Raw genomic sequence first — 26,416 nt, 5'->3', positions numbered from 1 at the left:
GTCGACATGACGACAACGGGGCGACGGTCAAGCCGTCACCCCGTTTGCACATGACATCCTTGCATGCGCCCTTGTATCAGGGCGCAGCGGGCAATGTTCAAGGCGTGGTGATGTCGTTGCCGAACCACTTGTTGGAAATCTCGGCCAGGCGGCCATTTTCCTTGAGCTCGGTCAGCGCGGCATCCACCTCGTCACGTTTGGCCTCACCTTCGGCATCCTTGCGGAACGGCAGCGCGTTCTCCAGGCGCGAGAACGGCTTGCCAGCCAGTTCCAGCGGCAGCGGCGTCTTCTGGATCACCTGGCTTGCACTGACGCGGTCCATCACGAAGGCATCGACACGGCCCAGGGCGGTGTCCTGCTCGATGTTGGACTCATAGGTCTTGATGTCGATCTGGTCGGCGTAGGGCAGCTCTTTCATCAGCGCTTCGTAGTTGGAGCCCAGGTTGACCGCCACGCTGTGGCCCTTGAGGGACTCGACGCCGGTGATCTCGTCATTGCCGCGACGCTTGACCACCTGAGCCCCGTCATAGACGTAAGGCTGGGTGAAGGCGAACTTGGCCTTGCGCGCATCGGTGATGGTGATCTGGTTGGCCACGGTGTCGATGCGGCCGGCTTCCAGCGAGCCGATCAGGCCGGAGAAGCTCATGGTCACGAATTCGATGTCGTCGCCGGTGATCTCGCCGACGGCGTTGAGCACATCCACTTCAAAGCCCTGCAGCTTGTCCTGCTTGACGAAGGTGAACGGGAAGTAGCCGCCCGACATGCCGACCTTGAGGGTATCAGCCTGTGCCGCCAGGCTGCCCAGGGTAGTCGCACCCAGCGCGGCAGCCATCACGGCGCCCTTGAGAGCGGTGGAAGAGAAGACAGCTGCGAGCGAACGTGATTGGCGCATCGGGATTCCTCATGGATCGCAAGACTGAGCCATTGGCGCTGGACGGTCGCTGACATTCGGCTGATCGCGGATGTCATGCCAACAGAACAGGTATAAGCACAGCCTTTTATATGTGATTTGGTTGTATAGGATAACGGGACTGCCCCGCATTCCCAATCATTTCATCCCTTAAGTACATAACCATAAGGAATAAGACAGTAATCGTGTCAATGAGCGCGATTCTAGCATGCCTGTCTCGACGGGCCAGTGACGCCGTATGGGCTACCTGCTGCGTTGGATGTCAGTCTGACGACAAGTGGATGACAGTTATTCACGCCATCCGTGGACGATGCTGTGGATAACCCGTCTCGGTCACGCTGCAAGCCGCGTCAGCCGTGGGATGACGAAAATTGATCAAAAAATCATCAACCTGCAAGACGCTCAGCGGGGCTTGAGGTGCCGCGTCATCTGTCAAGTCATCACGGGCCGAAAGAGCGGCCATAATAGGAACAGGTCGCCCTCTTCCCTCTGGCCACCATCACACGCCAGCGGGTGGCATGACAGCCGGTGAATCGCTAAAGTCGCTGCCATTCCAGACATGCTCAGGCACATGTCACGCGCCGGCAGCTGTCGCTCGACGACACATGCCACGCCTGGCAAAGATGCTCGACAAGACTTTTTTCCGCTCTGTGCCACGTCCAGCCAGGACGTGGCACAGACACAGCCGTGGTGAGCCTCATGACTCCTCTCTCTTCCTTGAGCAACTTCTTCACACGCACCGGCGCCGAGCTGCACCTCTATCACCTGGGGCGCACCCTGGCCCCACTCAGCCTTGAGCAACTGGAAGCCTTCGAGACCGAACAGCAGCCGTGGGAGCAGCCCTTCAAGGGCCAGGCACGCCTGGCATGCGTGTTCCGCCCGGCCGGGCTCGACGATCCGCTGGTGTGGTTTCTGGCCCTGCCGCTGGATGAAGAAGGCCGTCTCTCCCCCGCACAACGCGACGCCTTCCTCGAACGCCTGATCACGACATTGGGTCAGACGGCGCTGACCGTCGGTCGCCCTGAACTTCAGCAGGCCGAGGCCGGCAAGATCGACAACCTGATGCAGGACAACCCGCTGGCCTTCACGCCGGACGACAGCCTGCGCGCCATGCTGCACGCCCGCGCCAGCCTCGATTGCGACCGCCCTGCCAGCCAGTATTACGAGCTCGCCGAGCAGTATCTCACCGCCCAGCTACCGCTGGATGACTGGCCGTCACTGGGCCTGCAGGGCATCGCCGACGTGCTGACACGGCGCGGCGAGTTGTCCAGCGAGCTTGCCGCGGCCTTCGTGCAGCGCCTGGCTGACCTGCCGGATACGCCGCTGCGCGCCATCGCGCTGTGTCTGGAGCAGGCACCGCCCGCCCATGCCCAGCTGGCTGCCTCACTGACGGAAGAATACGAGACCGAGCTGCTCTCCGCCCTGATCGCGCGTGGCCAGGCCGCACGTGACCTGGGGGACCTGGAAACGCTGTGCGCCTGCCTGCGGGCCGCCGGTGCCAGCCCACGGCCTGCGGCGGCGGAGTGGATCGATGCCTTGCTGGCCGACGACCAGGCCGTCAATGTCGACGTGCTGGTCGCGATCGCCGCACGCGGCTACGCCCACCTGGAAGATGCCGAACGTCTGCCGGCCTTCCTGACCCGCCTGGCCAGCTGTCCGCAGGCCAACTTCGCCGCGCTGGCCCGCGACCTCGCCCTGATTCCGCGTCTGCGTCTGCCGGTACTGATGACACTGCGCAACGCAAGCGCGGACAGCCCGCTGGGGCAGGCGCTTGCCGCCCTGACCCGCAAGGCCGATACCGCCAATCCGGCCCCGCGTCATTGACGTCGGGCATGCCCGCAGGTGACAGTGCTTGAGATCATGCGCATAACCCACGACACTTGATGGAGCCCTTGGTCAAGTGACGGCATCGGGGCTGATCGGCAGAGGTGAACAGAGTGCACTGCGAAGCGCCACCTGCACGATGTCTCACGCGCCAGCGCCCTCAAGCGAGGCGGCTGGCAGCGATGGCCAGGACCGCATGCCCGGGGCGGTTTTGCCGGACGCTGTCAGCGTCGCCGTCACCCCCGGATTCGTGACGCGAAAAAAGAGGCTTCAGCAAGGATTGCTGTCAGTACGTTAAGTGACTATGCTGCGCGCCCGCCTGGCCCTTACCCCGCCAGGCAGGCAACGCACATTATCCTGTGCCGCGCCTGCCCGGTGTCTTCATGCCGTGAGCTGCTGCCCGCTTCGCTCACGCCCTCTGATTCAGGAAGAAACATGTCGCATCACAAGAACACTTCGCGTCATCACATCGACAAGGCACCGCCCCTCGATCTCAAGACACTGAATCATGACCTGCTGGGCTTCCGCCCGCGTGGCGTGGTGGGTCGGCGTGAGTTGATCGAGCTGCCGGAGCTCAAGCTGCACCTCAATGCCAAGATCGACACCGGTGCGCATTCCAGTGCGCTGCATGCCGAGAGCATCGAGGTCTTTGAGCAGCACGATGACCTGTGGGTTCGCTTCATCACCCGGACTGGCGGTAGCGACTCCCCACCGCATACGATCGAGACGCCGGTGCATGATCGCCGCCGCGTGCGCTCATCCAATGGTCAGGCCGAGTGGCGCTACGCGATCCGCTCGCGCATGAAGCTGGCCGGGCTCGACTACGATATCGACATGACGCTGGTGGACCGCTCCCAGATGCGTCACCCCATTCTGCTGGGGCGCCGTGCCCTGCGTCGCCTGCTGGTCGCACCGGGCGCTGCCTATCTGCACGGCGAACCCTGACGGCATCAGGCGTGCGCGCGGCGGCATGCTTCGGCATCTCGCCTCAAGACGCTGGCGCCGGTGCCATCTGCATCGCGTGACGCCTCAAGACAGTAAAGGCCTCACCGGCGAACACCACGCCTCCTGACGGGCATCACGTCAGTCTTCTTCTGATTCATTCCTATCTCTGTCTGGCCCATTCGGCTCCGGAGGATTTCATGCATATCGGTATCCTGTCGCGTAACTCACGCCTCTACTCCACCCGCCGCCTGATCGAGGCCGCCGAGGCACGTGGCTACACCGCACGCGTGGTGGACACGCTGCGTTGCTACATGAACATCGCCTCGCACCGCCCGTCCATCCATTACAAGGGCGCCGAGATCGAGCACTTCGACGCTGTCGTGCCGCGCATCGGTGCCTCCGTCACCTTCTATGGCTGCGCCGTGCTGCGTCAGTTCGAGATGATGGGCACCTACGTGGTCAATGATTCCGTGGCCATCTCCCGCTCACGCGACAAGCTGCGCTCGCTGCAGCTGCTGTCGCGCAAGGGGCTGGGCCTGCCGGTCACCGGCTTCGCGCATTCGCCGGATGACATCCCCGACCTGATCACCATGGTCAAGGGCGCGCCGCTGGTCATCAAGCTGCTGGAAGGCACCCAGGGCATCGGCGTGGTGCTCGCCGAGACCAACCAGGCCGCCGAGAGCGTGATCCAGGCCTTCATGGGCATGAAAGCCAACATCATGGTGCAGGAATACATCAAGGAAGCGCGTGGCGCCGACATCCGCTGCCTGGTGGTGGGAGACAAGGTGGTGGCGTCGATGAAACGTCAGGCGGCTGATGGCGAGTTCCGCTCCAACCTGCATCGTGGCGGCACCGCGAGCGAGATCCGCATCACGCCGGAAGAGCGCTCCACCGCCATCCGCGCCGCCAAGGCCATGGGCCTGGCCGTCGCCGGTGTCGACCTGCTGCGCGCCAACCACGGACCGGTGATCATGGAAGTGAACTCCTCACCGGGCCTGCAGGGCATCGAGACTGCCACCGGCAAGGACATCGCCGGTCTGATCATCGATCACATCGCCAAGTCTGCCGCACCGTCCAAGAAGATTCCGCCCAAGCCCAAGGGCTGAGGGCTGAGGGCTGATGACTCAAGCCTCAGGGCATTGCACGCAACGCTCGACCAGGGGTGCTGATCATCAAGAGGGCACCCCTGGCGCATCTGGGCCAGACAGCTTTTCGGGCAGAGAGCTTGGCGGCGAAAACAGGGGCAAGGACAACGTCTGAAAGGCAACGATGATCGTCACCGGAACGTCATTGTATTGTCGTAAACTGCAGGGATTGACAGTGCGGGAATAAATATCCTGACTTTCTGCCCTGCAGGGGTAGAAAAACACTGTTTTCACCCGCACAATCTCTTCTGACGGAGGAGGTGACCGCCCATGTTTCTCGACAATCGCCAGGTGGCGATGGATAGCGTCCAGGAAGCCCTGGCAGACAGTCTTGATTATTTCGAGGATAACGCCGAACGGCTGCGTCCCGCGCTCCTGAAGGCCTTCGAGCCCTTCTATGCGAGCCGTGTCGAGCTCAAACAGGCGCTGGAAGTCGAGACACGCAAGCATCTGAGCCTGATGCCACGCGACGCCGATGTCGAGCGCGATGACTACATGTGGCTGTGGAGTCGCCTGAAGAGCATCGTCGGCAATGACAATCAGGTGCTGATCAACGAGCTGCTCGAACAGGAACGCGTCCTGATGCAGGCCTGCTCGACCGCCTTCACGCACCCGCTGCCTGACAGCATGGAAAAGGTACTGGAAGGCATCTTCCACAACTGCCGCCATCTGATTCGCGAGCTGTACCGTCACCAGACAGGTCAGGCCGCCCGCCGCCGCGCCGGCTAGCCACATGCCCGACGCCAGACCGTGAACGCAAGACGCCCCGCCTTCCAAAGGAAGTGCGGGGCGTCTTCGTGTTGACACTGTGCGTCTGGCAAGGCCGATGCGCGGCTAGCGCGTCTCAGACCTGACAGGCAGCCATTGGAGCAATGCCTGCTTCACTCCGGGCAGACTGGCCAGCAGGCTTGCCTGCGCCTGACGCGCGAGGGCATGCGGGTCCGGTGAGCCGGCAGCATTCTCTTCATCCGCCACATCCTCTCCATCCGCCATCTCACGACTGGCAGCGGCCTGCTGCCCTTCCCCGTATTCCACGGAGTCCGCCGCCGGCAACATCGAGAGCTTGTCTGAGGAATGGGATGATGAGGGATGCGAAGATGAGTGCGATGACAACACTGGCGTCGGCAGCGTCTCCTGCGGCCCGAGGAAGCGCGGCTTGCGCCCCCACAGATAGAGGTCACCCACTGTCGCCGCACGGGCCAGCCACTCACGCAACATCAGCTTGAGCCCCGGCGGCTGGCGCTCGGAGATGGCCGGACAGCCCACTGCCTCGAGCCCCAGCGCATCGGCGATGAACAGCGCACGCGGCAGATGCCACGGCTGGGTGACCAGCACCGCCTCGTCGACACCGAAGACCTTGTGGGCTCGCACGAGGGTATCGAAGGTGGAGAAGCCCGCGTAATCGAGCGTCATGAACTCCTGCGGCACGTTGCGCGCTCGCAGGTCACGCCACATGGTCATCGGCTCATTGTAGTAACGGGTGCGATTGTCTCCCGAAAGCAGCAGGTTGGAGACGCGCCGCAGGCGGTAGAGCTGAGCGGCGGTATCGAGGCGCGCCTGATAGTGCGGATTGCTGCCCCCGCCCACCAGGCCGTGGGAGGTGCCGAACACGATCCCCACCTCACGGCTCTGACAGGTCAGCGGTGACGTGGCAATGCGATCGTGCGTTGCCATCACGACCCAGAGGTTGAGCCCGACCACCGTCATTGCACCGGCGGCCAGCAGACCGACGATGGTCCAGCCAGCCCGCATGATCACTCGCTGCATCACTTCCCCACGCCCATCCCTGCCTGTCTTTCCTGCCGGTACCGTCACATCGTGCAGGCATGAGCGCTCAGCCTACCCAAGCGGCCGAGGCTCTGCCAGCACTGACTGTTCCCGGCCACGCATGCGGGTGACTCCGCTCAGTCTTCCTGCACCATCACGGCCTTGACGTTGACTGGCACCTGGGTCGCGATGTTGCCGAGCCCGGCCAGGTCACGCAGGGTGCGAATGCCATCGACCAGCGCGAACTGCTCAGCATCGACCATCACCGGCGTGAGGGTCTGCACCAGCCAGCGATCGCCGCGCAGGCGCGTTACCTGCAGGCTCACCGGCAGGTTCTGGGTATTGTCGTGCAACGTCAGCTGGCCTTCGACATCCACCTGCTGGGTATCGCCCGGCTCCATCACCTTGAGGGTCGGCATATCGAGACTGGCGGTCATCACGGCCAACGGATAGGTGCCGGACTCGAACAGCTTCTCGCTGACGCGCTGGTCACGAATGTCGATGCCGGTACTGGCGGAGTCGAGGTCGATCTCCACCGACAGCTGACCGGCGTCATTGACGCGCGCCCGCCAGGAGGTGAAAGCATCCGTCTCGACGGTGCTGGCGCCCGACTTGGCCATCTTGGTGGTCTGGAAGCTCAGCTGTGACACATCACCATCCAGCTTCCAGGCGGCCTGCGCGCTGGCAGCGCTACTCAGGATCAGGGTGGCGGTCAGGGTGCGCAGCGCAGTCTGGAATCGCATTGGGGAGTCTTCCTTGAGGCAGGTGATACGGGAAACCGTCAAACGGACGTGCCGACACGGCCCGAGGCAGCAACTTGCCCGGACGCTCAGCAACGTGAATTGGATAGCCGGATGGACGAGAGGTTCCCGTCCATCCGGTTGCGTTTGCTGCATCTCGCCCGAGTGATGATGCGACTGACGGCCATGACAGGCCGACCAGAAAGCCACAGACAACAAGGGGCGACAACAGCAGACGGCAAAGACGCGCTGATGATGCTCAGAACATGCCCAGTTCCAGGCGGGCATCCTCACTCATCATCTCGCGCGACCAGGCAGGCGAGAACACGATCTCGACGTGGACCTTGGAGACATCCTCGGCGCCGAGAATCTTGCGCTTGGCGTCCTCGGCGATCACGTTGCCCATGCCGCAGCCCGGCGCGGTCAACGTCATCTTGAGATTGACCATCTTCTCGCCGCTGATCAGGGTGTCGATACGACAGCCATAGACCAGCCCCAGCTCGACGATGTCGACCGGGATCTCGGGGTCGAAGCAGGTGCGCAGCTGGGCCCAGACGAAAGCCTCGATGTCAGCATCGCTCTGGCCGGCCGGCAGGTGCGGACGCGGCACGGCGTCCAGCCCCAACGCATCGAGGCTGAAGCTCTCGATCAGGTACATGCGACCCTCGAAAGCGACGCTGACGGTGCCGCCCTTGGCCTGCATGACTTCGACCACCGAGTCCTCATGCAGGGTCACCGACTTGCCGAACGGTACCGAGATGCCCTCCACGTCCCGCTGCAACGGCATCTTCTGGCCCTTGCCGAGGCTGGCCAGCTGGTCTTCAGTGTGGCTCATGCCCTCTCCTTGCCGATCCGCACGACAGGCATGCGGATCAAGAATTCTGTTGGTTCACTCAAGACGTGCGGGTGACAACATTCCCTGACAAGTGCCGATACCAATGAGGCCCGCCATGCGCGAGCCTCATTGATCAGCGCCCATCAGGGCCACCGCAGGGGGTGCTCAGCGCACCATGGTCAGCACACGCTGCAGGGCATCGACGAACATGTCGATCTCTTCCGGCGTGTTGTAGGCCGCGAAGGAGGCCCGGCAGGTGGCATCGACACCGAAGCGACGCAGCACCGGCTGCGCGCAGTGGTGCCCGGTACGGATGGCCACTCCCAGCTGGTCGATCAGCAGCCCGATGTCCTGGGCGTGAGCACCATCGACCACGAAGGAGATCGCCCCCGCCTTGTCAGGCGAGTTGCCGATGATGCGCAGGCCGTCCACTTCGCGCATGCGCTCGCTGGCATGGCGCATCAGCTGCTGCTCCCAGCGCGTGATCAGCGCCATGTGGGTGCAGTCCAGCCAGTCGATGGCCTTGCCCAGCCCGATGACCTCGGCGATGGGCGGCGTGCCGGCCTCGAACTTGTGCGGCAGGTCCGCGAACAGGGTGCCATTCTCGAACGACACCGTGCGGATCATCTCGCCGCCACCCTGCCACGGCGGCATGGCATCGAGCAGCGCTTCCTTGCCGTAGAGCACACCGATGCCGGTGGGACCGTACATCTTGTGGCCCGAGAAGACATAGAAGTCAGCATCGATCTCGCGCACATCGACCTGCTGATGCGGCACCGCCTGGGCACCATCGACCAGGATGAGCGCGTCGTGGGCGTGCGCCAGCGTCGCCATCTCGGCCACCGGATTGATGCTGCCCAGGGCGTTGGAGACCTGATTGACGCAGACCAGGCGCGTCTTCTCGCCCAGCAGGTCACGGTAGGCTGCCATGTCGAGCACGCCATCGTCGTCACACGGGATGACCTTGATGACGATATCGAGACGCTCGGCCAGAAGCTGCCACGGCACGATGTTGGCGTGATGCTCCATCACCGAGATCAGCACCTCATCACCGGCGTTCAGCCAGTTGGCACCCCAGCTGTTGGCGACCAGATTGATCGCCTCGGTGGTGCCGCGCGTGAAGATGACTTCCCGCGTCAGGCGCGCATTGATGAAGTTGCGCACCTTCTCACGCGTGCCTTCGAAGGCCGCTGTCGCCTCATCCGCCAGGGTATGCAACCCACGGTGGATATTGGCATTGGTATTGCGGTAATAGTCGCTCATCGCGTCGATGACGGCAGTCGGCGTCTGGCTGGTGGCGGCGCTGTCCAGATAGATCAGCGGCACGTCACCATGCACGCGACGCTCGAGGATCGGAAAATCCTCGCGCACCCGCACGACGTCGAGCATCAGGTTATCGAGTGCGCTCATGCAAAGTCCTCATCACGTGCCACCGCCACGGCGCCGCCGCCCAACTCGACGCTGAGATCGACCAGCTCATCGAGGTGGAAGCGTGACGGCAGGCGTCCCGCGACACTGCGCTCGATGCGCTCGGCGATGGCGTCGATGCCCAGACCGGTCATGACTTCGTTGGCGAAGGCCAGAGTCAGCAGGCCACGGGCGGTCTGCTCATCGATGCCACGGGCGCGCAGCGCGAACACGGCGGTCTCGTCGAGCTGACCGGTCGTGGTGCCGTGGGAGCACTTGACGTCGTCGGCGTAGATCTCGAGTTCCGGCTTGGTGTTGATCTCGGCGCGGTCCGACAGCAGCAGGTTGGCGTTGTTCTGATGCGCCTCGATCTGCTGGCTGTCGCGCTTGACCAGCACACGGCCATTGAAGACGCCACGGGCGCGGTCGGCCAGGATACCCTTGTAGTTCTCGTCGGAGAACGTCAGCGCCTCGTTGTGATTGACCAGCGAGTGGGTGTCCACGTGCTGACGATCACGACCGAAGAACAGGCCATCGAGACGTGCATGGGCGTTGTTGCCGTTCAGGTCGCAGACGATGTCGTTGCGCACCAGACCACCACCGGTGTTCAGGTTGATGGAGCGATACTGGCTGTCACGCGGCTGCTCGACCTGCAACGAGGCGATATGCGTCTCGCCGGTGGCGGCTTCGCCCAGCTTGTAGTGATTGAGCACGGCGCCGCGCTCCAGCATCACTTCGCTGACCATGTTGGTGAAGTTGGTCGCGCCGGTCTCACCGATGTGATGCTCGATCACGCTGGCTTCGGCGCGGCTGCCCAGCTGCACCAGCAGGCGCGGGTGGCTCATGGTCACGGGCTGGCCTTCGACGGCGGCACGCGACAGGAACAGCACGTAGACCGGCTTGTCGAGCACCGTGCGCGGGCCGACCTGAATCACCGCACCCTCTTCGGTGAAGGCGGAATTCAGCGCCACGAACGGGGTGAAGTCGATACCGGTCAGGCGGTTCAGCGAGCCGCCGATGACTTCCGGCTGATTGACGATGGCGTCAGACAGCGGCACGACACGCACGGTGTCGGGCAAGCCTGCCACATCGGAAAGCTCGGCATTGTAGAGGCCATCGACGAACACCAGACGGTAGGCGTCGACGTCGAGCGCCAGTTCATCCTTCACGGCCGGCGCGAGGCTTGCATCGTCGGCGAGACGATACTCCTGACGACCCAGTGCCTGGGTGTCGGTGTACTTCCAGGCCTCGACCTTGCGGGTCGGCAGGCCGAGGGCTTCAAAGCGGGCGATACCGGCCTGACGGCGGGCGGCCATCCAGCTCGGATCGGCCGCAAAGCGGGCCTTGCGGGCAGCGAATTCGCTGGCGAAGGCTTCGGCTTCGCTGCCGGGGACGGACGCGGTAGCAAGTGCTGTCATTACGCGGTTTCCTCCTGCAGCCAGTCATACCCCTGGGCTTCGAGTTCGAGGGCCAGCGACTTGTCGCCGGACTTGACGATGCGGCCATCCATCAGCACGTGGATCTGGTCCGGCACGATGTGCTCGAGCAGACGCTGGTAGTGGGTGACCATCAGCACGGCACGGTTTTCGTTGCGCAGCGAGTTGACGCCCTTGGCGACGACCTTGAGGGCATCGATGTCCAGGCCGGAGTCGATCTCGTCGAGCATGGCGAGCTTCGGTTCCAGCACCAGCATCTGCAGGATCTCGTTGCGCTTCTTCTCACCACCGGAGAAGCCTTCGTTGACGGCGCGCTGCAGGAAGCTGGCATCCATCTGCATGAAGGCCAGTTTCTCGCGGATCAGCTTCATGAATTCCGGGGCCGGAATCTCGCCCAGGCCTTCGGCTTCACGCTTGGCATTCAGCGCCGCCTTGAGCAGGTAGACGTTCTTGACCCCCGGGATTTCCACCGGGTACTGGAAGCCCAGCAGCATGCCGGCACGCGCACGCTCTTCGACTTCCATCTCCAGCACATCCTCACCTTCATAGGTAATGGTGCCCGAGGTCACTTCATAGCCGTCCTTGCCGGCGATCACGGAAGACAGCGTGGACTTGCCTGCGCCGTTCGGGCCCATGATGGCGTGGACCTCACCCTTGTTGATGGTCAGATCGAGACCCTTGAGGATTTCCTTGCCTTCCACCGAAACGTGCAGATCTTTGACTACGAGCATGTTGATACCTTTTGCTGACAGGCCGCCCGCAAGCGGCCCTCAAGAATGGGGTGAATGCGAAAGGGACGGCGGGATCAGCCGACGGCGCCTTCAAGGGTGACGTTGAGCAGCGCCTCGGCCTCGACGGCGAACTCCATCGGCAGCTCCTGGAAGACGTCCTTGCAGAAGCCATTGACGATCATGTTGACCGCATCTTCTTCGCTGATGCCGCGCTGACGGCAGTAGAACAGCTGATCTTCGCCGATCTTGGAGGTCGTCGCCTCGTGCTCGACGGTGGCCGTCGCGTTGCCGATTTCCTGATACGGGAAGGTGTGCGCGCCACAGCGGTCGCCGATCAACAGCGAATCACACTGGGTGAAGTTGCGCGCGCCCTTGGCCCGCGGGCCGATCTTGACCAGACCACGATAGGACTGCTCGGAATTACCGGCTGAGATGCCCTTGGAGACGATGGTGGACTTGGTGCCCTCACCGATGTGGATCATCTTGGTGCCGGTGTCCGCCTGCTGACGACCATTGGTGACGGCGACGGAGTAGAACTCCCCGACACTGTCCTTGCCGCGCAGGATGCACGACGGGTACTTCCAGGTGATCGCGGAGCCTGTCTCGACCTGGGTCCAGGAGACCTTGGAGCGGTCACCACGGCAGTCGGCACGCTTGGTGACGAAGTTGTAGATGCCGCCCTTGCCGTCTTCATCGCCCGGATACCAGTTCTGGACGGTGGAGTACTTGATGTAGGCGTCTTCCAGTGCCACCAGCTCGACCACGGCGGCGTGCAGCTGGTTGTCATCACGCTGCGGCGCGGTACAGCCTTCCAGATACGAGACCTGAGCCTGCTTCTCGCAGATGATCAGGGTGCGCTCGAACTGGCCGGTGTTGGCGGCGTTGATGCGGAAGTAGGTGGAAAGCTCCATCGGGCAGGTCACGCCTTCCGGCACGAACACGAAGGAGCCATCGGTGAAGACGGCGGCGTTCAGCGCGGTAAAGAAGTTGTCTGCCTTGGGCACCACGGTTCCGAGATACTGCTTGATCAGTTCCGGGTAGTCCTGGATGGCTTCCGAGATGGAGCAGAAGATGACGCCCGCCTCGGACAGCTCCTTCTTGAAGGTGGTGGTCACGGACACGGAGTCGAAGACCGCGTCGACCGCCACGCCGGCCAGTGCGGCACGCTCGTGCAGCGGGATACCCAGCTTCTCGTAGGTCTCGAGCAGCTTGGGATCGACCTCATCCAGACTCTGCGGACGGTCTTCCGGCTTCTTCGGGGCGCTGAAGTAGGAAATCGCCTGGTAGTCGATCTCCGGATAATCCAGGTGCGCCCAGGACGGTGCCTTCATCTTCAGCCACTGCTGATACGCATCCAGACGCCACTCCAGCATCCACTCCGGCTCACCCTTCTTGGCCGAGATGAAGCGAATCACGCTTTCATCCAGTCCCGGCGGAATGGTGTCGCTCTCGATATCGGTCACGAAGCCCTGCTTGTACTCGCGCTGTACAAGCTGCTCCATCTCCTGGCTCGCCATGCTGGTCTCCTCTCCCGGAGAGCTCCGGGTCTGTTCAGATGCCTGATCACCCCGCCCGAATCGCAGCGAAGTTCGAATGTTCGTGTTGCCACGACGATGTGTGTCGCGCGGCAACGGATTCAGCGTTTGCCGGTTTTAGCGTTTGCCAGTGCTGTTGGCTGCCGAGGCCATGGGGTGCGGTTCGTCATCCCCGTACAGGCTGATGGCCTGAATCGGCAGTTGCACCGGCATGCGCAATGGCGCGGATGACGCCAGATGCGCCAGCGTCACGCTGCCCAGCAGCTCACTGATGGCGTACGAGACGCGCTGCCAGTTGTCGGCCACCCCGCAGGTGTTGACCAGCTCGCAATCGCCGTCGGCGTGACTGCACTCCGTCACGGCCACCGGGCCTTCGATGGCGCTGATGATGTCGCTGGCCGTGATCTGGCTGGCCGGGCGTGCCAGACGATAACCGCCCAGCGCACCGCGCCGCGACTCAAGCAATCCTGCTCGCACCAGCGCCTTGAGCGTCTTGCTCACGGTGGGATGCGGCAGCTGCACGCTTTCGGCCAGATCGATCGCCGCATGGGCCGAGTCCGGCTCGCGGGCGATGCGCGCCATCACGACAGCGGCATAATCGGTCATCTTGGAAAGCTTCAGCATGCTGGCCTCCACCACGGGAAGATTAATTGGGGACCATTTTAGTCCTGTATCAGAACGATGTGAAGCGGGGACCCCACCGAAAACGTCGAATTGCGACCTGGGCAACCAGTTTGCCGACAAGATAGCCGCCGATCACAACAAAAATAACAATCATTCCCATTTAAAATTCCTACTGTCCACCCACCCTGCCACTCCCAAGACTGTACAAGATCCTCTGCTGCCAGCCCTGGAACGCAAGACACCCCGCCGGGAAATCCCGACGGGGTGTCTTGGTCTTGCATCATCTCGACATCATGTGCCGCTCAGGAGAGCGACGTGGTCATGATCAGTCGTGGAACGGGTTGCGCAGCACGATAGTCTCGTTGCGGTCCGGGCCAGTGGAGATGATGTCGATCGGCACGCCGACCTGCTCTTCCAGGAAGCTGATGTAAGCGCGGGCGTTGGCCGGCAGCTTGTCGACTTCGCGCACGCCGATGGTGGAATCGCTCCAGCCCGGCAGGTCCTGGTAGAGCGGCTCGATGGCTTCGTAGCCTTCGGAATCCACCGGGTTGTCCAGCACGTCGCCATCCTTGCTGCGATAGCCGATGCAGACACGGATGTTCTCGAGACCGTCCAGCACGTCCAGCTTGGTCAGGCAGATGCCGCTGACCGAGTTGATCTGCACGGCGTGACGCAGGGCGACGGCATCGAACCAACCGCAACGACGCGCACGACCGGTGGTGGCACCGAATTCGTGGCCACGCTCGGCCAGGTGACGGCCGAACTCATCGAACAGCTCGGTCGGGAACGGACCGGAGCCGACACGCGTGGTGTAGGCCTTGGTGATACCCAGCACGTAGTCGAGGTACAGCGGACCAACGCCAGAACCGGTAGCGGTGCCGCCGGCAGTGGTGTTGGAGCTGGTGACGTACGGATAGGTACCGTGGTCGATGTCGAGCAGCGAGCCCTGAGCCCCCTCGAAGAGGATGTTCTCGTTGGCCTTGCGCACGGAATGGACCAGATCCACGGTGTCGCAGACCATCGGGCGCAGCTCTTCGGCCATTTCCATGGCTTCGTCCAGTACCTGCTGGAAATCGACCGGTGCTTCACCGTGATAATGCTGCAGCACGAAGTTGTGGTAATCCAGCACTTCGCCCAGCTTGGACGCGAAACGCTCACGGTGGAGCATGTCGCCCAGACGCAGACCGCGACGCGCGACCTTGTCTTCGTAGGCCGGCCCGATACCACGACCGGTAGTCCCTATCTTGGCGATGCCACGCGCCTTCTCACGCGCCTGATCCAGACGCACGTGGTAGGACAGGATCAACGGGCAAGCCGGTGACAGACGCAGGCGATCACGCACCGGCACGTCATTGGCTTCCAGCTCGCGGATTTCCTTGATCAGCGCTTCCGGAGACAGCACGACACCGTTGCCGATGACGCAGGTCTTGCCCGGGTGCAGGATACCGGACGGGATCAGGTGAAGGACGGTCTTCTTGCCATCCAGCACCAGGGTGTGACCCGCATTGTGGCCACCCTGGAAACGCACGACAGCGCTGGCGGATTCGGTCAGCAGGTCGACGACCTTGCCCTTGCCTTCATCACCCCATTGGGTGCCGAGCACGACTACATTCTTGCCCATGGTTCCTATCTCTTTCGGTGAATAACCGTCGGTGAAAACCCACTCACAAGTGCAGCCGCCTTGTCGGCAGCTGCACCTCGGGACCCAGTGGCCCCTACTGTTCTGCTATCAGGTACTCAACGTCATCGATCTCTCTGCAATGAGAGACTCATGACGCGAGCGTCACGACCTGCCAGCCACTGTCACCATTGACCAGCTCACGATTGCAACGGTGCGTGTCGGCACCGGTTGTCTGCCCCGGAAGTGCCTCGATGACACGCTCGCCACTGGCGCGCAGCTGATCGACGCATTCACGCAGGGCACTGTCATTGAGCGCCGGCGCCCAGATGCCGTCACAGGCCGGGGGTTGCACGGCCAGCGAGGCCAGCTGCTTGAGGTCCATCGAGAAGCCGGTGGCGGGACGCGCACGACCGAAGGCACGTCCAGTATCGTCGTAGCGGCCACCCTTGGCCAGCGCCTGACCATAGCCCGGCACATAGGCCGCGAATACCATGCCGGTGTGATACTCGTATCCGCGCAGCTCGGCGAGATCGAAGTACAGCGTGACATGCGGATGACGTTCACGCACGACCTGATTCAAGGCCGCGAGCTGATCAAGTGCACTGGCGACGGCAGTCGGGGCACCCGCGAAGGCGGTACGTGCCTGGGCAAGAATCTCTTCATCGCCATGCAGGTGCGGCAATGCCTTGAGCATGCCCGCCACTACCTTGTCACCCACCACACGATCGATCAATGCATCGAGAGCGGAATACTGCTTGCGCTCGATGGCAGCGAACAACTCACGCTCGTACTCGACACTCATGCCGGCTTCGGTGATCAGGGCGCGGTAGATGCCGATATGGCCCAGTGCCAGGTGCAACTCACCGGCACCGGCCTGCTCGAGACTGGTCAATGCCAGATGCAGGATCTCGTGGTCGGCCTCGAGGCCGGCGTGTCCGAACAGCTCGGCGCCGACCTGCACCGGACTGCGGCCGCCCTGGTGCTTGTCCGCTTTGGTACGCAGCACGTTGGCGCAGTAGCACAGACGTACCGGGCCTTCGCGATGCAGGGAGTGAGCGTCCATGCGCGCCACCTGCGGGGTGACGTCGGCGCTGGCGCCCATCATGCGACCGGTCATCTGGTCGGTCAGCTTGAAGGTCTGCAGATCCAGCTCGGTACCGGTGCCGGTCAGCAGCGAATCAAGAAATTCGACGGGCGGCGGCAGCACCAGGTCATAGCCGAAGCGATGATAGAGGTCGAGCAGCGCGCGGCGCAGCGCCTCCATACGGGTTGCCTGAGGGGGCAATACCTCATCCATGCCATCCGGGAGGAGCCAGCGATCTGCGATGGTCATTGCGCTATCCTGCGAGAGATTTATGACAAGGGGTGACTCGTGACGCGAGGAAATTCACCCGGCTGACGCTCATGTCGAACGCGACGCCTGCGGGGGATTTCACAGCAGCCGACCGAGACCCGTGAAGCAAGGTCCTGCTCGACGCTTTCCTGTCGGCCTTGCGCCCGGACATGAAACCCGAGCATGAAAAGCGGCCACAAAAAAACCGGGCGGTGCCCGGTTGCAGGAGTCTAGCATGAATCCTTGTGGGATGAACCCCGCGAACCTCTCGAGCGACGTTCACCCACTGCGCGGCCTCCGATGCTGCCAGAGGCCGCGCGCAACATCCCCGAAGGCGAGCCTTCGGGCTTGATGATGCTGCTTACTTGCTGCCGCCCTGCGGGTCCTTGAAGAAGCGGAAGAACTCGCTGTCCGGCTGCATGACCATCATGTTGCCATCGCCCTTGAAGCTGTCGCGATAGGCCTGCAGTGAGCGGTAGAAGCGGAAGAACTCGGTATCCGCCCCGTAGGCACCGGCATAGATGGCAGCGGCGGAGGCATCGCCCTCACCACGCAGGGTCTGCGCCTGCTCTTCAGCCTGCGCGAGCAGGACGGAACGGCGACGATCGGCATTGGCCTGGATCTTCTCGGCCTGCTCCTGACCCTGGGCACGATACTCACGTGCCTCACGCTGACGCTCGGTCTTCATGCGCTCGTAGACCGCCTGGGAGACTTCGTCCGGCAGGTCGATACGCTTGACGCGGATATCGAGAATCGACACCCCCAGCTCCTTGCGCATCACCTCGTCGAGCTCTTCGGTGGGCTTCTTCATCAGCGCGTCACGCTGCTCGGAGATGATCTGGACCAGCTCGAGCTTGCCGAACTCGTTACGCAGACTCTCGTCGACACGCGGCGCGATCAGGCGCTCGGCCATCTGCTCGTCGCCGGAGGTCGCTTCGTAGTAGCGCTTCGGATCGACGATCTTCCACTTGACGAAGGAGTCGACGATGACGGCCTTCTTCTCGCGGGTCAGATAACGGCTTGCCTGGGCATCCAGCGTCAACACGCGCGTATCGAAGGTACGGATCGTGTTGTAGACCGGCAGCTTGAAGTGCAGGCCGGGCTGGATGTTGTCTTCCACCACTTCACCAAACTTGAGCTTGATGGCGCGCTGGGTCTCATCAACCGTGTAGAGGCTGTTGCTACCAAGCCAGGCCACTACGGCCAGACCGGCGACGGCCATCAGTGAGCGATTGTTGATCATTGACGACCCTCCCGACGGATGCTGTTGCTGCTGTCAGTGCTCTGGCTGCGGCTCAAGGCATCGCTCGCCTGTCGGGACACACGGTCCAGCTCGCTACGACTCATGCCACTGCTGTCTTCGGCGGCAGCACTGGACTTGTTGGCCAGCTTGTCCAACGGCAGGTACATGAGGGAATTGCCGTTCTCGACATCCACCAGCACCTTGTTGGTCTTGCCGAGCACTTCGCCCATGGTTTCCAGATACATGCGCTCGCGGATGATTTCCGGCGCCTTCTGGTACTCGGTCAGCAGGGACGTGAAGCGGTTGGCCTCACCCTGGGACTTCGCGACCACGGACTCCTTGTAACCCTCGGCTTCCTCGATGATGCGCTGCGCCTGACCCTGGGCTTCCGGGAGAATCGAGTTCTCGTAGGCCAGTGCCTGGTTGATCGTGCGCTGACGATCCTCGCGCGCCTTGATGACGTCATCGAAGGAATCCTGAACCGCTGCCGGTGCAGAGGTGGACTCGACGTTGATGGTCTGCAGCGTCAGGCCGACACCGTAGTTGTCCAGATAGGACTGCAGGCGCGACTTGACGTTGCTGGCCAGCAGCTCACGACCGGAGGTCAGGATGTCGTTCATGTCGGCACTGCCGACTTCGTGACGCAGCGCAGAGTCCATGGCGTTCTCGAGACTGATCTCGGGCGCGCGGACATTGAGCAGGAAATCACGCGGATTGGACACCTGATACTGCACGGACATCTGGACTTCGACGATGTTCTCGTCCTGAGTCAGCATCGACTTGGTCTGGGAGAGCGAACGCACCTTGGTGACGTTGACCTCACGCACATCGTCGATGATCGGCGGGTTCCAGTGCAGGCCCGGACCGACGATGTCGTTGTACTTGCCGAAACGCAGCACGACGCCACGCTCGGACTGATCGACCAGATAGAAACCGGAAGCCGCCCAGATGGCGACCAGGATGACACCGATGATCCCCGGCAGTGCGAAGGCATTGGTATTGCCACCGTTACCCCCATTGCCACCGGCACCACCACGACGCTTGCGGCCATTGCCGAGCATGCCGTTGAGCTTGTCCTGGAACTTCTTCAGCGCTTCGTCGAGGTCGGGCGGTCCACCATTGCCACCGCCGTTACCCCCGCCCCCCTTCTTGTCCCCGTTGCGACCACCGCCGCTCCACGGGTCATGCTGGTTGCCGCCACCCGGCTCATTCCAAGCCATACGTCGTCTCCACTCAGTCGATGTTCCGCTCGTCATTATGATGACGCCGCCCTGCCAGCTGCGACCGGTTCCGTGCCTTGAGCCTGATGGCCTCCGGCGACCGATTCTCTCGTACGGCATGGCGACGCGTCCCTTGCGGGAGAAGGCCATGGCCCTGCCCGACGGCCATCGTCCGTCGGGCGGCATCCAGCCAATCCTGCTGAATGCCCGCTGCTCTGACACGCAGGGCAGGCCCTGCGCGAGGGCACCCATCGTCATTCGTGCGCGGCGATGGATGCCGGGTAGTGCTTTCTAGACACGATGCGTCGTGCGTTACCACTGAACGAGCCGCTGCGCAGCGCGCCAGCGCAAGTCGCGTTACCAGACGGTATCAGGACTTGTGCGTGACCGACACGCGATGCTTTTCCGCGCGTTCGGCGGACAGCTCACGCTGCCAGGCTTCGCGGTCGTCATGTTCACCGCCGAGATAATCTTCAGGCGATTCACCAAGATGCGACAACAACTGCAGAAAGTCGCGTTTCTCGAGACGAATGTCCAGCAGTGCATTGCCCTGCTCGTCATATTGCTCGTCCTTGACCGCGTCCAGCTCATGCAGGCCTGCCCGCAGACGGGACTTGGCAGGCCCCAGCGTCAGCTGCATGGAGATGACGTTGTCGGACAGCAGCTCGGCGAAGGCCTGCATCAGCAGATCCAGCCCCTTGCCGTCACGTGCCGACAGCCACACTGCCAGCGGACGACCGAAGCCATCACGTTCGATGCGTGGTGCCATGTCGAGACGATCGATCTTGTTCATGACCAGCAGACGCGGCACGTCACCAGCATCAATCTCGCTCAGCACGTGATTGACCTGCTCGGTATTGCGGTCATTCTCCGGATCTGCGGCGTCGATGACATGTACCAGCAGATCCGCTTCCGCCGCTTCCTGCAGGGTCGCCTGGAAGGCTTCCACCAGCTTGTGCGGCAGATGACGAATGAAGCCGACGGTATCGGCCAGGACTGCCGGACCGACATCCTCGAGTTCCAGACGACGCAGCGTCGGGTCCAGCGTCGCGAACAGCTGATCGGCGGCGTACACCTCGGAGGTGGTCAGCGCGTTGAACAGCGTCGACTTGCCGGCGTTGGTATAGCCGACCAGCGACAGACTCGGGATCTCGGCACGCGCACGGGCACGGCGGTTCTGATCGCGCTGCTTGTGCACCTTCTCGAGTCGCTTGTGGATCGACTTGATACGGGCGCGCAACAGGCGACGGTCAGTCTCGAGCTGGGTTTCCCCCGGGCCTCGCAGACCGATACCGCCTTTCTGACGCTCAAGGTGGGTCCAACCCCGCACCAGGCGGGTGGACATGTACTCGAGCTGTGCGAGTTCCACCTGCAGCTTGCCCTCATGGGTCCGCGCACGCTGGGCAAAGATGTCGAGAATCAGACCGGTACGGTCAATGACGCGACACTTGAGCGTGGCTTCGAGGTTACGCTGCTGGGAAGGACTCAATGAATGGTTGAAAATGACCAGCTCGGCTTCGTGCACGGCCAGGGCCTCTTGCACTTCCTCAAGCTTGCCTTCTCCGATGAACGTACGGGAGTCGGGGCGGGGCCGGCTACCCTCGATGAGGGTCGCCGGCACGGCGCCTGCCGAACGTACGAGTTCGAGGAGCTCACCGGCATCCTCGCGTTCTTTTTCGTCCCGGAAATTGACATGCACCAGGACGGCCGTTTCACCGGCTTCGGGTCGTTCGAAGAACAATCAGCGCCTCTAACTTCAGCTTTCTGTGGACGGCACGCTCGGATCCTGGGCCGGCAGGCGCACATTGCGCGACGGCACCACGGTCGAGATAGCGTGCTTGTAAACCATCTGGGAGACAGTATTGCGCAGCAGGATCACGAACTGATCGAAGGATTCGATCTGGCCCTGCAGCTTGATGCCGTTGACCAGGAAGATCGAGACCGGGATACGTTCCTTGCGCAGGATGTTCAGGTACGGGTCCTGGAGTGATTGACCTTTGGACATGTGACTCTCCGTAAAAATGTCTCGTTCGAGGTAAGTATGGTTATGTTCGCCAGCGCTCCGGGTTGCCCTCTTGAGGGGGCTTCACGGGCGCGGGTCGTGACCGCTCATGTTACGCTAAGTGCAGGTCTGGCGCACGATTTTCAAGGTTTCACTGTAAGGATCTACACCCATGGAATCCACCGGGTGAATCCCCTGCCAGCTCCGCAACCAGGTCAACTGTCGCTTGGCGAGTTGACGCGTCGCGATGATGCCGCGTTCGCGCATCTCATCCCGGCTCAGATGGCCATCGAGAAAATCCCACACCTGACGGTAGCCGACACAACGTATCGAGGGCAGGCCCGCATGCAGCTCCGGACGTGCCTTAAGCGCTTCGACCTCGGCAATGAAGCCCTGTTCCAACATCTGATCAAAACGCGTCTCGATACGTTCATGTAACACGGCTCTATCGTGGGGCGCCAGTGCGATCGCTATCGGGTGGAACGGAAGTTCCGCCTCTGGCTGCTCCGCGAGCAGCTCGCTCATCGGGCGCCCGCTGATCAGACAGACCTCCAGTGCACGTGTCAGCCGCTGGGGGTCAGTGGCCCGAATGCGCTGTGCCGTGGCCGGATCAAGCCGCGCCAGCTGCGCATGCAGCACATCCAGCCCCTCGGACTGGATGCGCGCCTCGAGCTCCGCGCGCAGCTCGGCATCCGCCGCCGGAAGCTCCGCCACGCCTTCCAACAGACGCTTGAAATACATCATGGTGCCACCGACCAGCAGCGGCATCTTGCCGCGGGACTGGATCTCGGCGATATGCGCCAGCGCATCGCGACGGAACTCGGCGGCGGAATAGCTCTCCAGCGGGTCGAGAAAGTCGATCAGGCGGTGTGGCGCTCGGGCCAGCTCTGCCGCGCTCGGCTTGGCCGTGCCGATATCCATGCCGCGATAGATCAGCGCCGAATCGACACTGACCAGCTCCGCGCCCTGCTCCTCGTGCCAGCGAATGGCGAGGTCGGTCTTGCCGGAGGCTGTCGGCCCCATCAACAACACGACAGGCGGCTTGTCAGCCACCTCAGGCGCGTGGTGTCGGGAATCTTCAGGGGGTTGAATCTGGGTCATGGCCTATTGTCTGGGCTGGGAGGTGAATCAGGGGTGAACCGCGACGACACGGGGCGTCATCTACTGGCCACGCAGGAACAGCTTGTCGAGCTCATGCATCGAAAGCTCGGTCCAGGTCGGTCGGCCATGATTGCATTGCCCGGAGCGCTCGGTGCGCTCCATGTCACGCAGCAGGGCATTCATTTCCGGAATCGTCAGACGGCGGTTGGCACGCACGCTGCCGCGACACGCCATGTCGGCGAGCAGTTCATTCATGTGCGCCTCCATGCGGTCACTGCGCCCATAGCGCTCGAGGTCTTCCAGCATGCCACGCACCAGGGGTTCCACATCGGCATTGCCGAGCACGACCGGTACCTGACGCACCAGCAGCGTTTCCGGCCCGGCAGCATCCAGCTCGACGCCCAGCCGCGTGAACGCCTCGGACTCGCGCTCGAAGGTGCCCATCTCGCGCGAACTGACCGCCAGCGATACCGGCACCAGCAGCGGCTGGGCCTCCAGATGGCCGCCACCATGCACATGCTGCTTCATGCGCTCATAGGTGATGCGCTCATGAGCGGCATGCATGTCGACCATCACCAGCCCGCGCGAGGTCTGCGACAGGATGTAGACGCCATGCAGCTGCGCCACGGCGTAGCCCAGCGGCGGGGTGTCATCGTCGTCACTCTGGGCCGGCAGACCACGCATCACCACTGCCGAGCCACTAGAGCCAGACGACGCCGACATGCCAGACACGGCGTCGCTGGGAGGCGCGGCAACGGACGGCCCACCCGCCGGAGGCGAGTCGACTCGCCAGCCGGGCGCAGCTTCCGCGACACCGGCCTGCGCATCCCCTTGTCCTGCGCCTTCGCCGTCACTTTCACGGCCACCTTCGCCTAGCGTGACACGTGGCGCACGCCGCGCCTCACGCTCGGCACTGGCGATCGCCGCCGGATCATTGGTTGCGCCCGCGCCGCCGGCTCCACCACCCGGCGTCAACAGATGATCTTCGCTGGGGTGCAGTGCCCGATAGCCGGCCATGAATTGACGCACACGCTCGGCGCTCAGGCGTTCGCTGGAGCGACCATCACCGGCAGGCGGCAGCTGCGAGGAAGGCTTCCAGACGGCCCCAGCGCCTGCAGACGCGCTCGGCGAGGCTGACGAACCGCCCCCGGCTTGCGGACCAGCCGATGACGATTGCTGTCCTGACGCGCCATTCTGCTGGGCATCCTGTTCCTGACGGCCAAGTCGCATGCCCTGCTGCTGCCAGCCGGGGTCCTCTTCCTTCTCTTGCCCTTCAATGCCGGTAGGTGCGGCGCTGTTGTCACCGGGGCGCACCTCGGCCAGCGCCTTGTGCAGGCTCGAGAACAGGAAATCATGCACCAGGCGCCCGTCCCGGAAGCGCACTTCGTGCTTGGTCGGGTGAACGTTGACATCCACCACCGTCGGGTCGAGCTCCAGATAGAGCACGAACACCGGATGCCGACCATGGAACAGCACATCGCGATAGGCCTGACGCACGGCATGCGCGACCAGCCGGTCGCGCACCACGCGGCCATTGACGAAGAAGTACTGCTGATCAGCCTGGGCACGCGAGTGCGTCGGCAAGCCCACCCAACCGGACAGGCGCAGGCCGGAGGCCTCGATATCCAGGTGCAGCGCATGCTCGAGGAAGTTGCGACCCAGCAGCGCACCGATGCGCCGCTCCACCGTCAGGGTATCTTCACCGGCGCGCAGCTGATGCACCACCTTCTGGTTGTGACGCAGCGTCCAGCCGATATCGTGGCGTGACAATGCCAGACGGCGGAAGCTTTCCTCGACATGGCCGAACTCGGTCTTCTCGGTGCGCATGAACTTGCGGCGCGCCGGCGTATTGAAGAACAGATCCCGCACGGCGACGCTGGTGCCACGCGGGTGCGGCGCAGGGGAGACACGCGGTGCCATCTCGCGCCCTTCCGCCACCACACGCCAGCCATTGGCCGGCTCATCCGAGACATTCGAGAACAGCTCCAGCCGCGAGACTGAACTGATCGAGGCCAGTGCCTCGCCCCGGAAACCGAGGCTCGCCACACCCTCGAGGTCATCCAGGCTCTCGATCTTGCTGGTTGCATGCCGTGACAGCGCCAGCGGCAGGTCTTCCTCGGTGATGCCGCAGCCGTTGTCGCGCACGCGGATCAATCGCGCACCGCCACCCTCAAGCTCCAGCTCGATGCGGGTGCTGCCGGCATCGATGGCGTTCTCGACCAGCTCCTTGACCACGGAGGCCGGCCGCTCCACGACTTCACCCGCCGCGATCTGGTTGGCAAGGCGCGGATTGAGGATACGGATCCGTCGCTCGCCAGGGCGAGCGGGCTGCATGTCGGTCAGCTCGTCAGACATCGATAGACTCCTGGATACACGAGCGAAAAACGCCGCTTCTCTGAAAACGATACTGTCCGCCGACCCAGCCACGGCAAGCAACGCATGCCGGAACTGCATCAGCGGACAGTGTCTGCGCCCTGCCAACGCAAGGCGCGGTCAAGGCGACTTCATGACGTCAGGTTCAGCTGCGTGGAATCTTGAGCAGCTGACCCACGCGCACCGTGTCGCCACTCATGTTGTTGGCCTGCTTGAGGGCCGCCATGCTCACGTTGTGGCGCTGGGCCACTTCCGACAGCGTATCGCCACTCTTGACGCGATATTCGCCGCCGTTGCCACCGCGTGCCTGGCTGCGCTGCCACGCCAGCAGACTTGCGGGCGGCGGATTGCGCTCGAAGTGGCTCTGGATTCCCGAGAAGATCGAGCGCGCCAGCTTCTCCTGATAGGGGCCGCTGTTGAGGTTGCGCTCCTCCTGGGGATTGGAGATGAAGCCCGTCTCCACCAGCAGCGAGGGGATATCCGGCGACTTGAGCACCACGAAGCCCGCCTGCTCCACCTGACGCTTGTGCAGGGAATTCATGCGTCCGAGGTTGGCCAGTACGCCGCTACCCGCCGCCAGCGAATCGTTGAGCGTTGCGGTCATGGTCAGGTCGAGCAATACGCCACGCAGCATCTCATCCTTGTCATTCAGGCTGAGATTGCCATCCACGCCCCCGATCAGGTCGGCACGGTTCTCGGTGGCGGCCAGCCAGCGTGCGGTCTCGGACGTCGCGCCGCGGCTTGAAAGTGCAAAGACCGAGCTGCCGTGCGGGCGCGGGCTGTTGAAGGCATCGGCGTGAATCGAGACGAAGAAGTCAGCCTTCTGCTCACGCGCGATCTCGGTGCGCTTGCGCAGCGGTATGTAGTAATCGCTGTTGCGGGTCAGGATGGCCTTGAAGCCGGGCTGGGCATCGAACATGCGCTTGAGGCGCTTGCCGATCTTGAGCACCACATCCTTCTCCCGAGTCCCGCCAGGGCCGCTGGCGCCCGGGTCTTCCCCGCCGTGGCCAGGGTCGATCGCGATGATGATGTCACGCTTGGGATGTGCCGCCGCCTGGGTATTGACCACAGGTTCCGCCGGCTCGCCCTTCAGCTTGCGCTTGGCCGCGGCCTGCTCCTGCTCGCGGATACGGGCCTCGATGGGGTCGATGGGATTCTCGACCGCCGACTCGCCGGGGAACTCGAGATCCACCACCAGGCGATTGCCGTACTTGGCATTCGGCGCCAGCGTGAAGTCCTTGGGATTGACCGGCCGCGTCAGGTCGAGCACCACACGCAGGGCATCCCCCTGACGTCCGCTGCGGATCGACTTGATGGCGCTGCCTTCGAGATTCAGCGCGGCGAACTTTCGCTCGACCGCGGCACTGGCCACTTCGCTGCCGGCAAGGTCGATCACCAGACGGCGCGGATTGTCGAGGCCGAAGACCTTGGCCTTGGCGGCACTGTCGAGATCGAACACCAGCCGCGTGTGGTCCGGCGCGGTCCACAGGCGCAGGTTCTCGACCTTGGCGGCCAGCGCCTGCGGCGCCAGCACCAGACTGGCAAGCGAGCAGACGACACCACCCGCCAGCCAGCGACGGAAGCTGCGCGCCAGACGCATACGGGGAATTTTGGACGCTATTTC

General features: G+C 63.1%; 22 protein-coding genes. 4 read left to right on the top strand and 18 right to left on the bottom strand.

From position 1 onward, the window contains the following. Positions 1-97 precede the first annotated feature (97 nt). Positions 98-832: an amino acid ABC transporter substrate-binding protein gene (locus F8A90_RS05430; protein WP_043335456.1), complete on the bottom strand. Its 735-nt coding sequence runs from the start codon at positions 830-832 to the stop codon at positions 98-100. A gap of 777 nt (positions 833-1,609) precedes the next feature. Between F8A90_RS05430 and F8A90_RS05425 the strand changes: the two genes are divergently transcribed. The 4 genes from F8A90_RS05425 to F8A90_RS05410 all read left to right on the top strand — a co-directional run bounded on the left by F8A90_RS05425 (position 1,610) and on the right by F8A90_RS05410 (position 5,553). Further along, a complete protein-coding gene (locus F8A90_RS05425) occupies positions 1,610-2,734 on the top strand; it encodes a DUF3549 family protein (RefSeq protein WP_200019306.1) in 1,125 nt (374 codons plus the stop codon). 435 nt (positions 2,735-3,169) lie between these two features. Beyond that, positions 3,170-3,679 (top strand): ATP-dependent zinc protease family protein, encoded by a 510-nt coding sequence (locus tag F8A90_RS05420; RefSeq protein ID WP_166019469.1) that lies wholly within the window; start codon positions 3,170-3,172, stop codon positions 3,677-3,679. A 197-nt stretch (positions 3,680-3,876) separates the two neighbouring features. Beyond that, positions 3,877-4,785 (top strand): 30S ribosomal protein S6--L-glutamate ligase, encoded by a 909-nt coding sequence (gene rimK / locus F8A90_RS05415; protein WP_200019305.1) that lies wholly within the window; start codon positions 3,877-3,879, stop codon positions 4,783-4,785. 309 nt (positions 4,786-5,094) lie between these two features. Next, positions 5,095-5,553 (top strand): hypothetical protein, encoded by a 459-nt coding sequence (locus F8A90_RS05410; protein WP_043335223.1) that lies wholly within the window; start codon positions 5,095-5,097, stop codon positions 5,551-5,553. A gap of 105 nt (positions 5,554-5,658) precedes the next feature. Here F8A90_RS05410 and F8A90_RS05405 read toward each other — a convergent pair whose 3' ends face one another. From F8A90_RS05405 to F8A90_RS05325, 17 genes are all read right to left on the bottom strand, one after another. Beyond that, on the bottom strand, positions 5,659-6,576 hold the full coding sequence (locus F8A90_RS05405) for a SanA/YdcF family protein (RefSeq protein WP_233593453.1): 918 nt from the start codon (positions 6,574-6,576) through the stop codon (positions 5,659-5,661). Between the two features lie 152 nt (positions 6,577-6,728). Then, positions 6,729-7,334: a YceI family protein gene (locus F8A90_RS05400; protein WP_200019303.1), complete on the bottom strand. Its 606-nt coding sequence runs from the start codon at positions 7,332-7,334 to the stop codon at positions 6,729-6,731. Positions 7,335-7,590: 256 nt separating this feature from the next. After that, on the bottom strand, positions 7,591-8,166 hold the full coding sequence (gene sufT, locus F8A90_RS05395) for a putative Fe-S cluster assembly protein SufT (RefSeq protein ID WP_043335218.1): 576 nt from the start codon (positions 8,164-8,166) through the stop codon (positions 7,591-7,593). A 165-nt stretch (positions 8,167-8,331) separates the two neighbouring features. Then, on the bottom strand, positions 8,332-9,576 hold the full coding sequence (locus F8A90_RS05390) for a cysteine desulfurase (RefSeq protein WP_200019302.1): 1,245 nt from the start codon (positions 9,574-9,576) through the stop codon (positions 8,332-8,334). Continuing rightward, positions 9,573-10,991: a Fe-S cluster assembly protein SufD gene (gene sufD, locus F8A90_RS05385; protein ID WP_200019301.1), complete on the bottom strand. Its 1,419-nt coding sequence runs from the start codon at positions 10,989-10,991 to the stop codon at positions 9,573-9,575. The genes F8A90_RS05390 and sufD overlap by 4 nt, the downstream gene beginning before the upstream one ends. Continuing rightward, positions 10,991-11,740: a Fe-S cluster assembly ATPase SufC gene (sufC, locus tag F8A90_RS05380; RefSeq protein WP_200019300.1), complete on the bottom strand. Its 750-nt coding sequence runs from the start codon at positions 11,738-11,740 to the stop codon at positions 10,991-10,993. The genes sufD and sufC overlap by 1 nt, the downstream gene beginning before the upstream one ends. Positions 11,741-11,814: 74 nt before the next feature. Beyond that, on the bottom strand, positions 11,815-13,257 hold the full coding sequence (sufB, locus tag F8A90_RS05375; protein WP_176676623.1) for a Fe-S cluster assembly protein SufB: 1,443 nt from the start codon (positions 13,255-13,257) through the stop codon (positions 11,815-11,817). A gap of 135 nt (positions 13,258-13,392) precedes the next feature. Beyond that, entirely contained in the window at positions 13,393-13,899 is a 507-nt protein-coding gene (locus tag F8A90_RS05370; RefSeq protein ID WP_200019299.1) for an SUF system Fe-S cluster assembly regulator, read from the bottom strand. Positions 13,900-14,224: 325 nt separating this feature from the next. Beyond that, entirely contained in the window at positions 14,225-15,520 is a 1,296-nt protein-coding gene (locus tag F8A90_RS05365; RefSeq protein ID WP_200019298.1) for an adenylosuccinate synthase, read from the bottom strand. A gap of 148 nt (positions 15,521-15,668) precedes the next feature. Continuing rightward, complete coding sequence (locus F8A90_RS05360) at positions 15,669-16,853, bottom strand: ATP phosphoribosyltransferase regulatory subunit (RefSeq protein ID WP_200019297.1); 1,185 nt, start codon at positions 16,851-16,853, stop codon at positions 15,669-15,671. A gap of 361 nt (positions 16,854-17,214) precedes the next feature. Next, positions 17,215-18,096: a protease modulator HflC gene (hflC, locus tag F8A90_RS05355; protein ID WP_043335206.1), complete on the bottom strand. Its 882-nt coding sequence runs from the start codon at positions 18,094-18,096 to the stop codon at positions 17,215-17,217. Continuing rightward, entirely contained in the window at positions 18,093-19,316 is a 1,224-nt protein-coding gene (hflK, locus tag F8A90_RS05350) for an FtsH protease activity modulator HflK (RefSeq protein ID WP_166019457.1), read from the bottom strand. The genes hflC and hflK overlap by 4 nt, the downstream gene beginning before the upstream one ends. Positions 19,317-19,686: 370 nt before the next feature. Then, positions 19,687-21,057, bottom strand: coding sequence for a ribosome rescue GTPase HflX (gene hflX / locus F8A90_RS05345; protein WP_052384759.1), 1,371 nt, complete (start codon positions 21,055-21,057; stop codon positions 19,687-19,689). A gap of 15 nt (positions 21,058-21,072) precedes the next feature. Continuing rightward, complete coding sequence (gene hfq / locus F8A90_RS05340; RefSeq protein WP_043335203.1) at positions 21,073-21,321, bottom strand: RNA chaperone Hfq; 249 nt, start codon at positions 21,319-21,321, stop codon at positions 21,073-21,075. A 114-nt stretch (positions 21,322-21,435) separates the two neighbouring features. Next, positions 21,436-22,419 carry a tRNA (adenosine(37)-N6)-dimethylallyltransferase MiaA gene (gene miaA, locus F8A90_RS05335; protein ID WP_200019296.1) on the bottom strand — a complete coding sequence of 328 codons (984 nt, stop codon included), beginning with the start codon at positions 22,417-22,419 and terminating at the stop codon, positions 21,436-21,438. A gap of 60 nt (positions 22,420-22,479) precedes the next feature. Then, on the bottom strand, positions 22,480-24,774 hold the full coding sequence (gene mutL, locus F8A90_RS05330; protein WP_233593452.1) for a DNA mismatch repair endonuclease MutL: 2,295 nt from the start codon (positions 24,772-24,774) through the stop codon (positions 22,480-22,482). 163 nt (positions 24,775-24,937) lie between these two features. Further along, positions 24,938-26,392, bottom strand: a complete 1,455-nt coding sequence (locus tag F8A90_RS05325) for an N-acetylmuramoyl-L-alanine amidase (protein WP_200019889.1) — start codon at positions 26,390-26,392, stop codon at positions 24,938-24,940. Between the last annotated feature and the right edge of the window lie 24 nt (positions 26,393-26,416).

Source organism: Cobetia sp. cqz5-12, assembly GCF_016495405.1.
Classification (GTDB): Bacteria; Pseudomonadota; Gammaproteobacteria; order Pseudomonadales; family Halomonadaceae; genus Cobetia.
The sequence above is the reverse complement of the archived record's forward strand: the minus strand, read 5'-3'. Positions and strand labels throughout refer to the sequence as shown.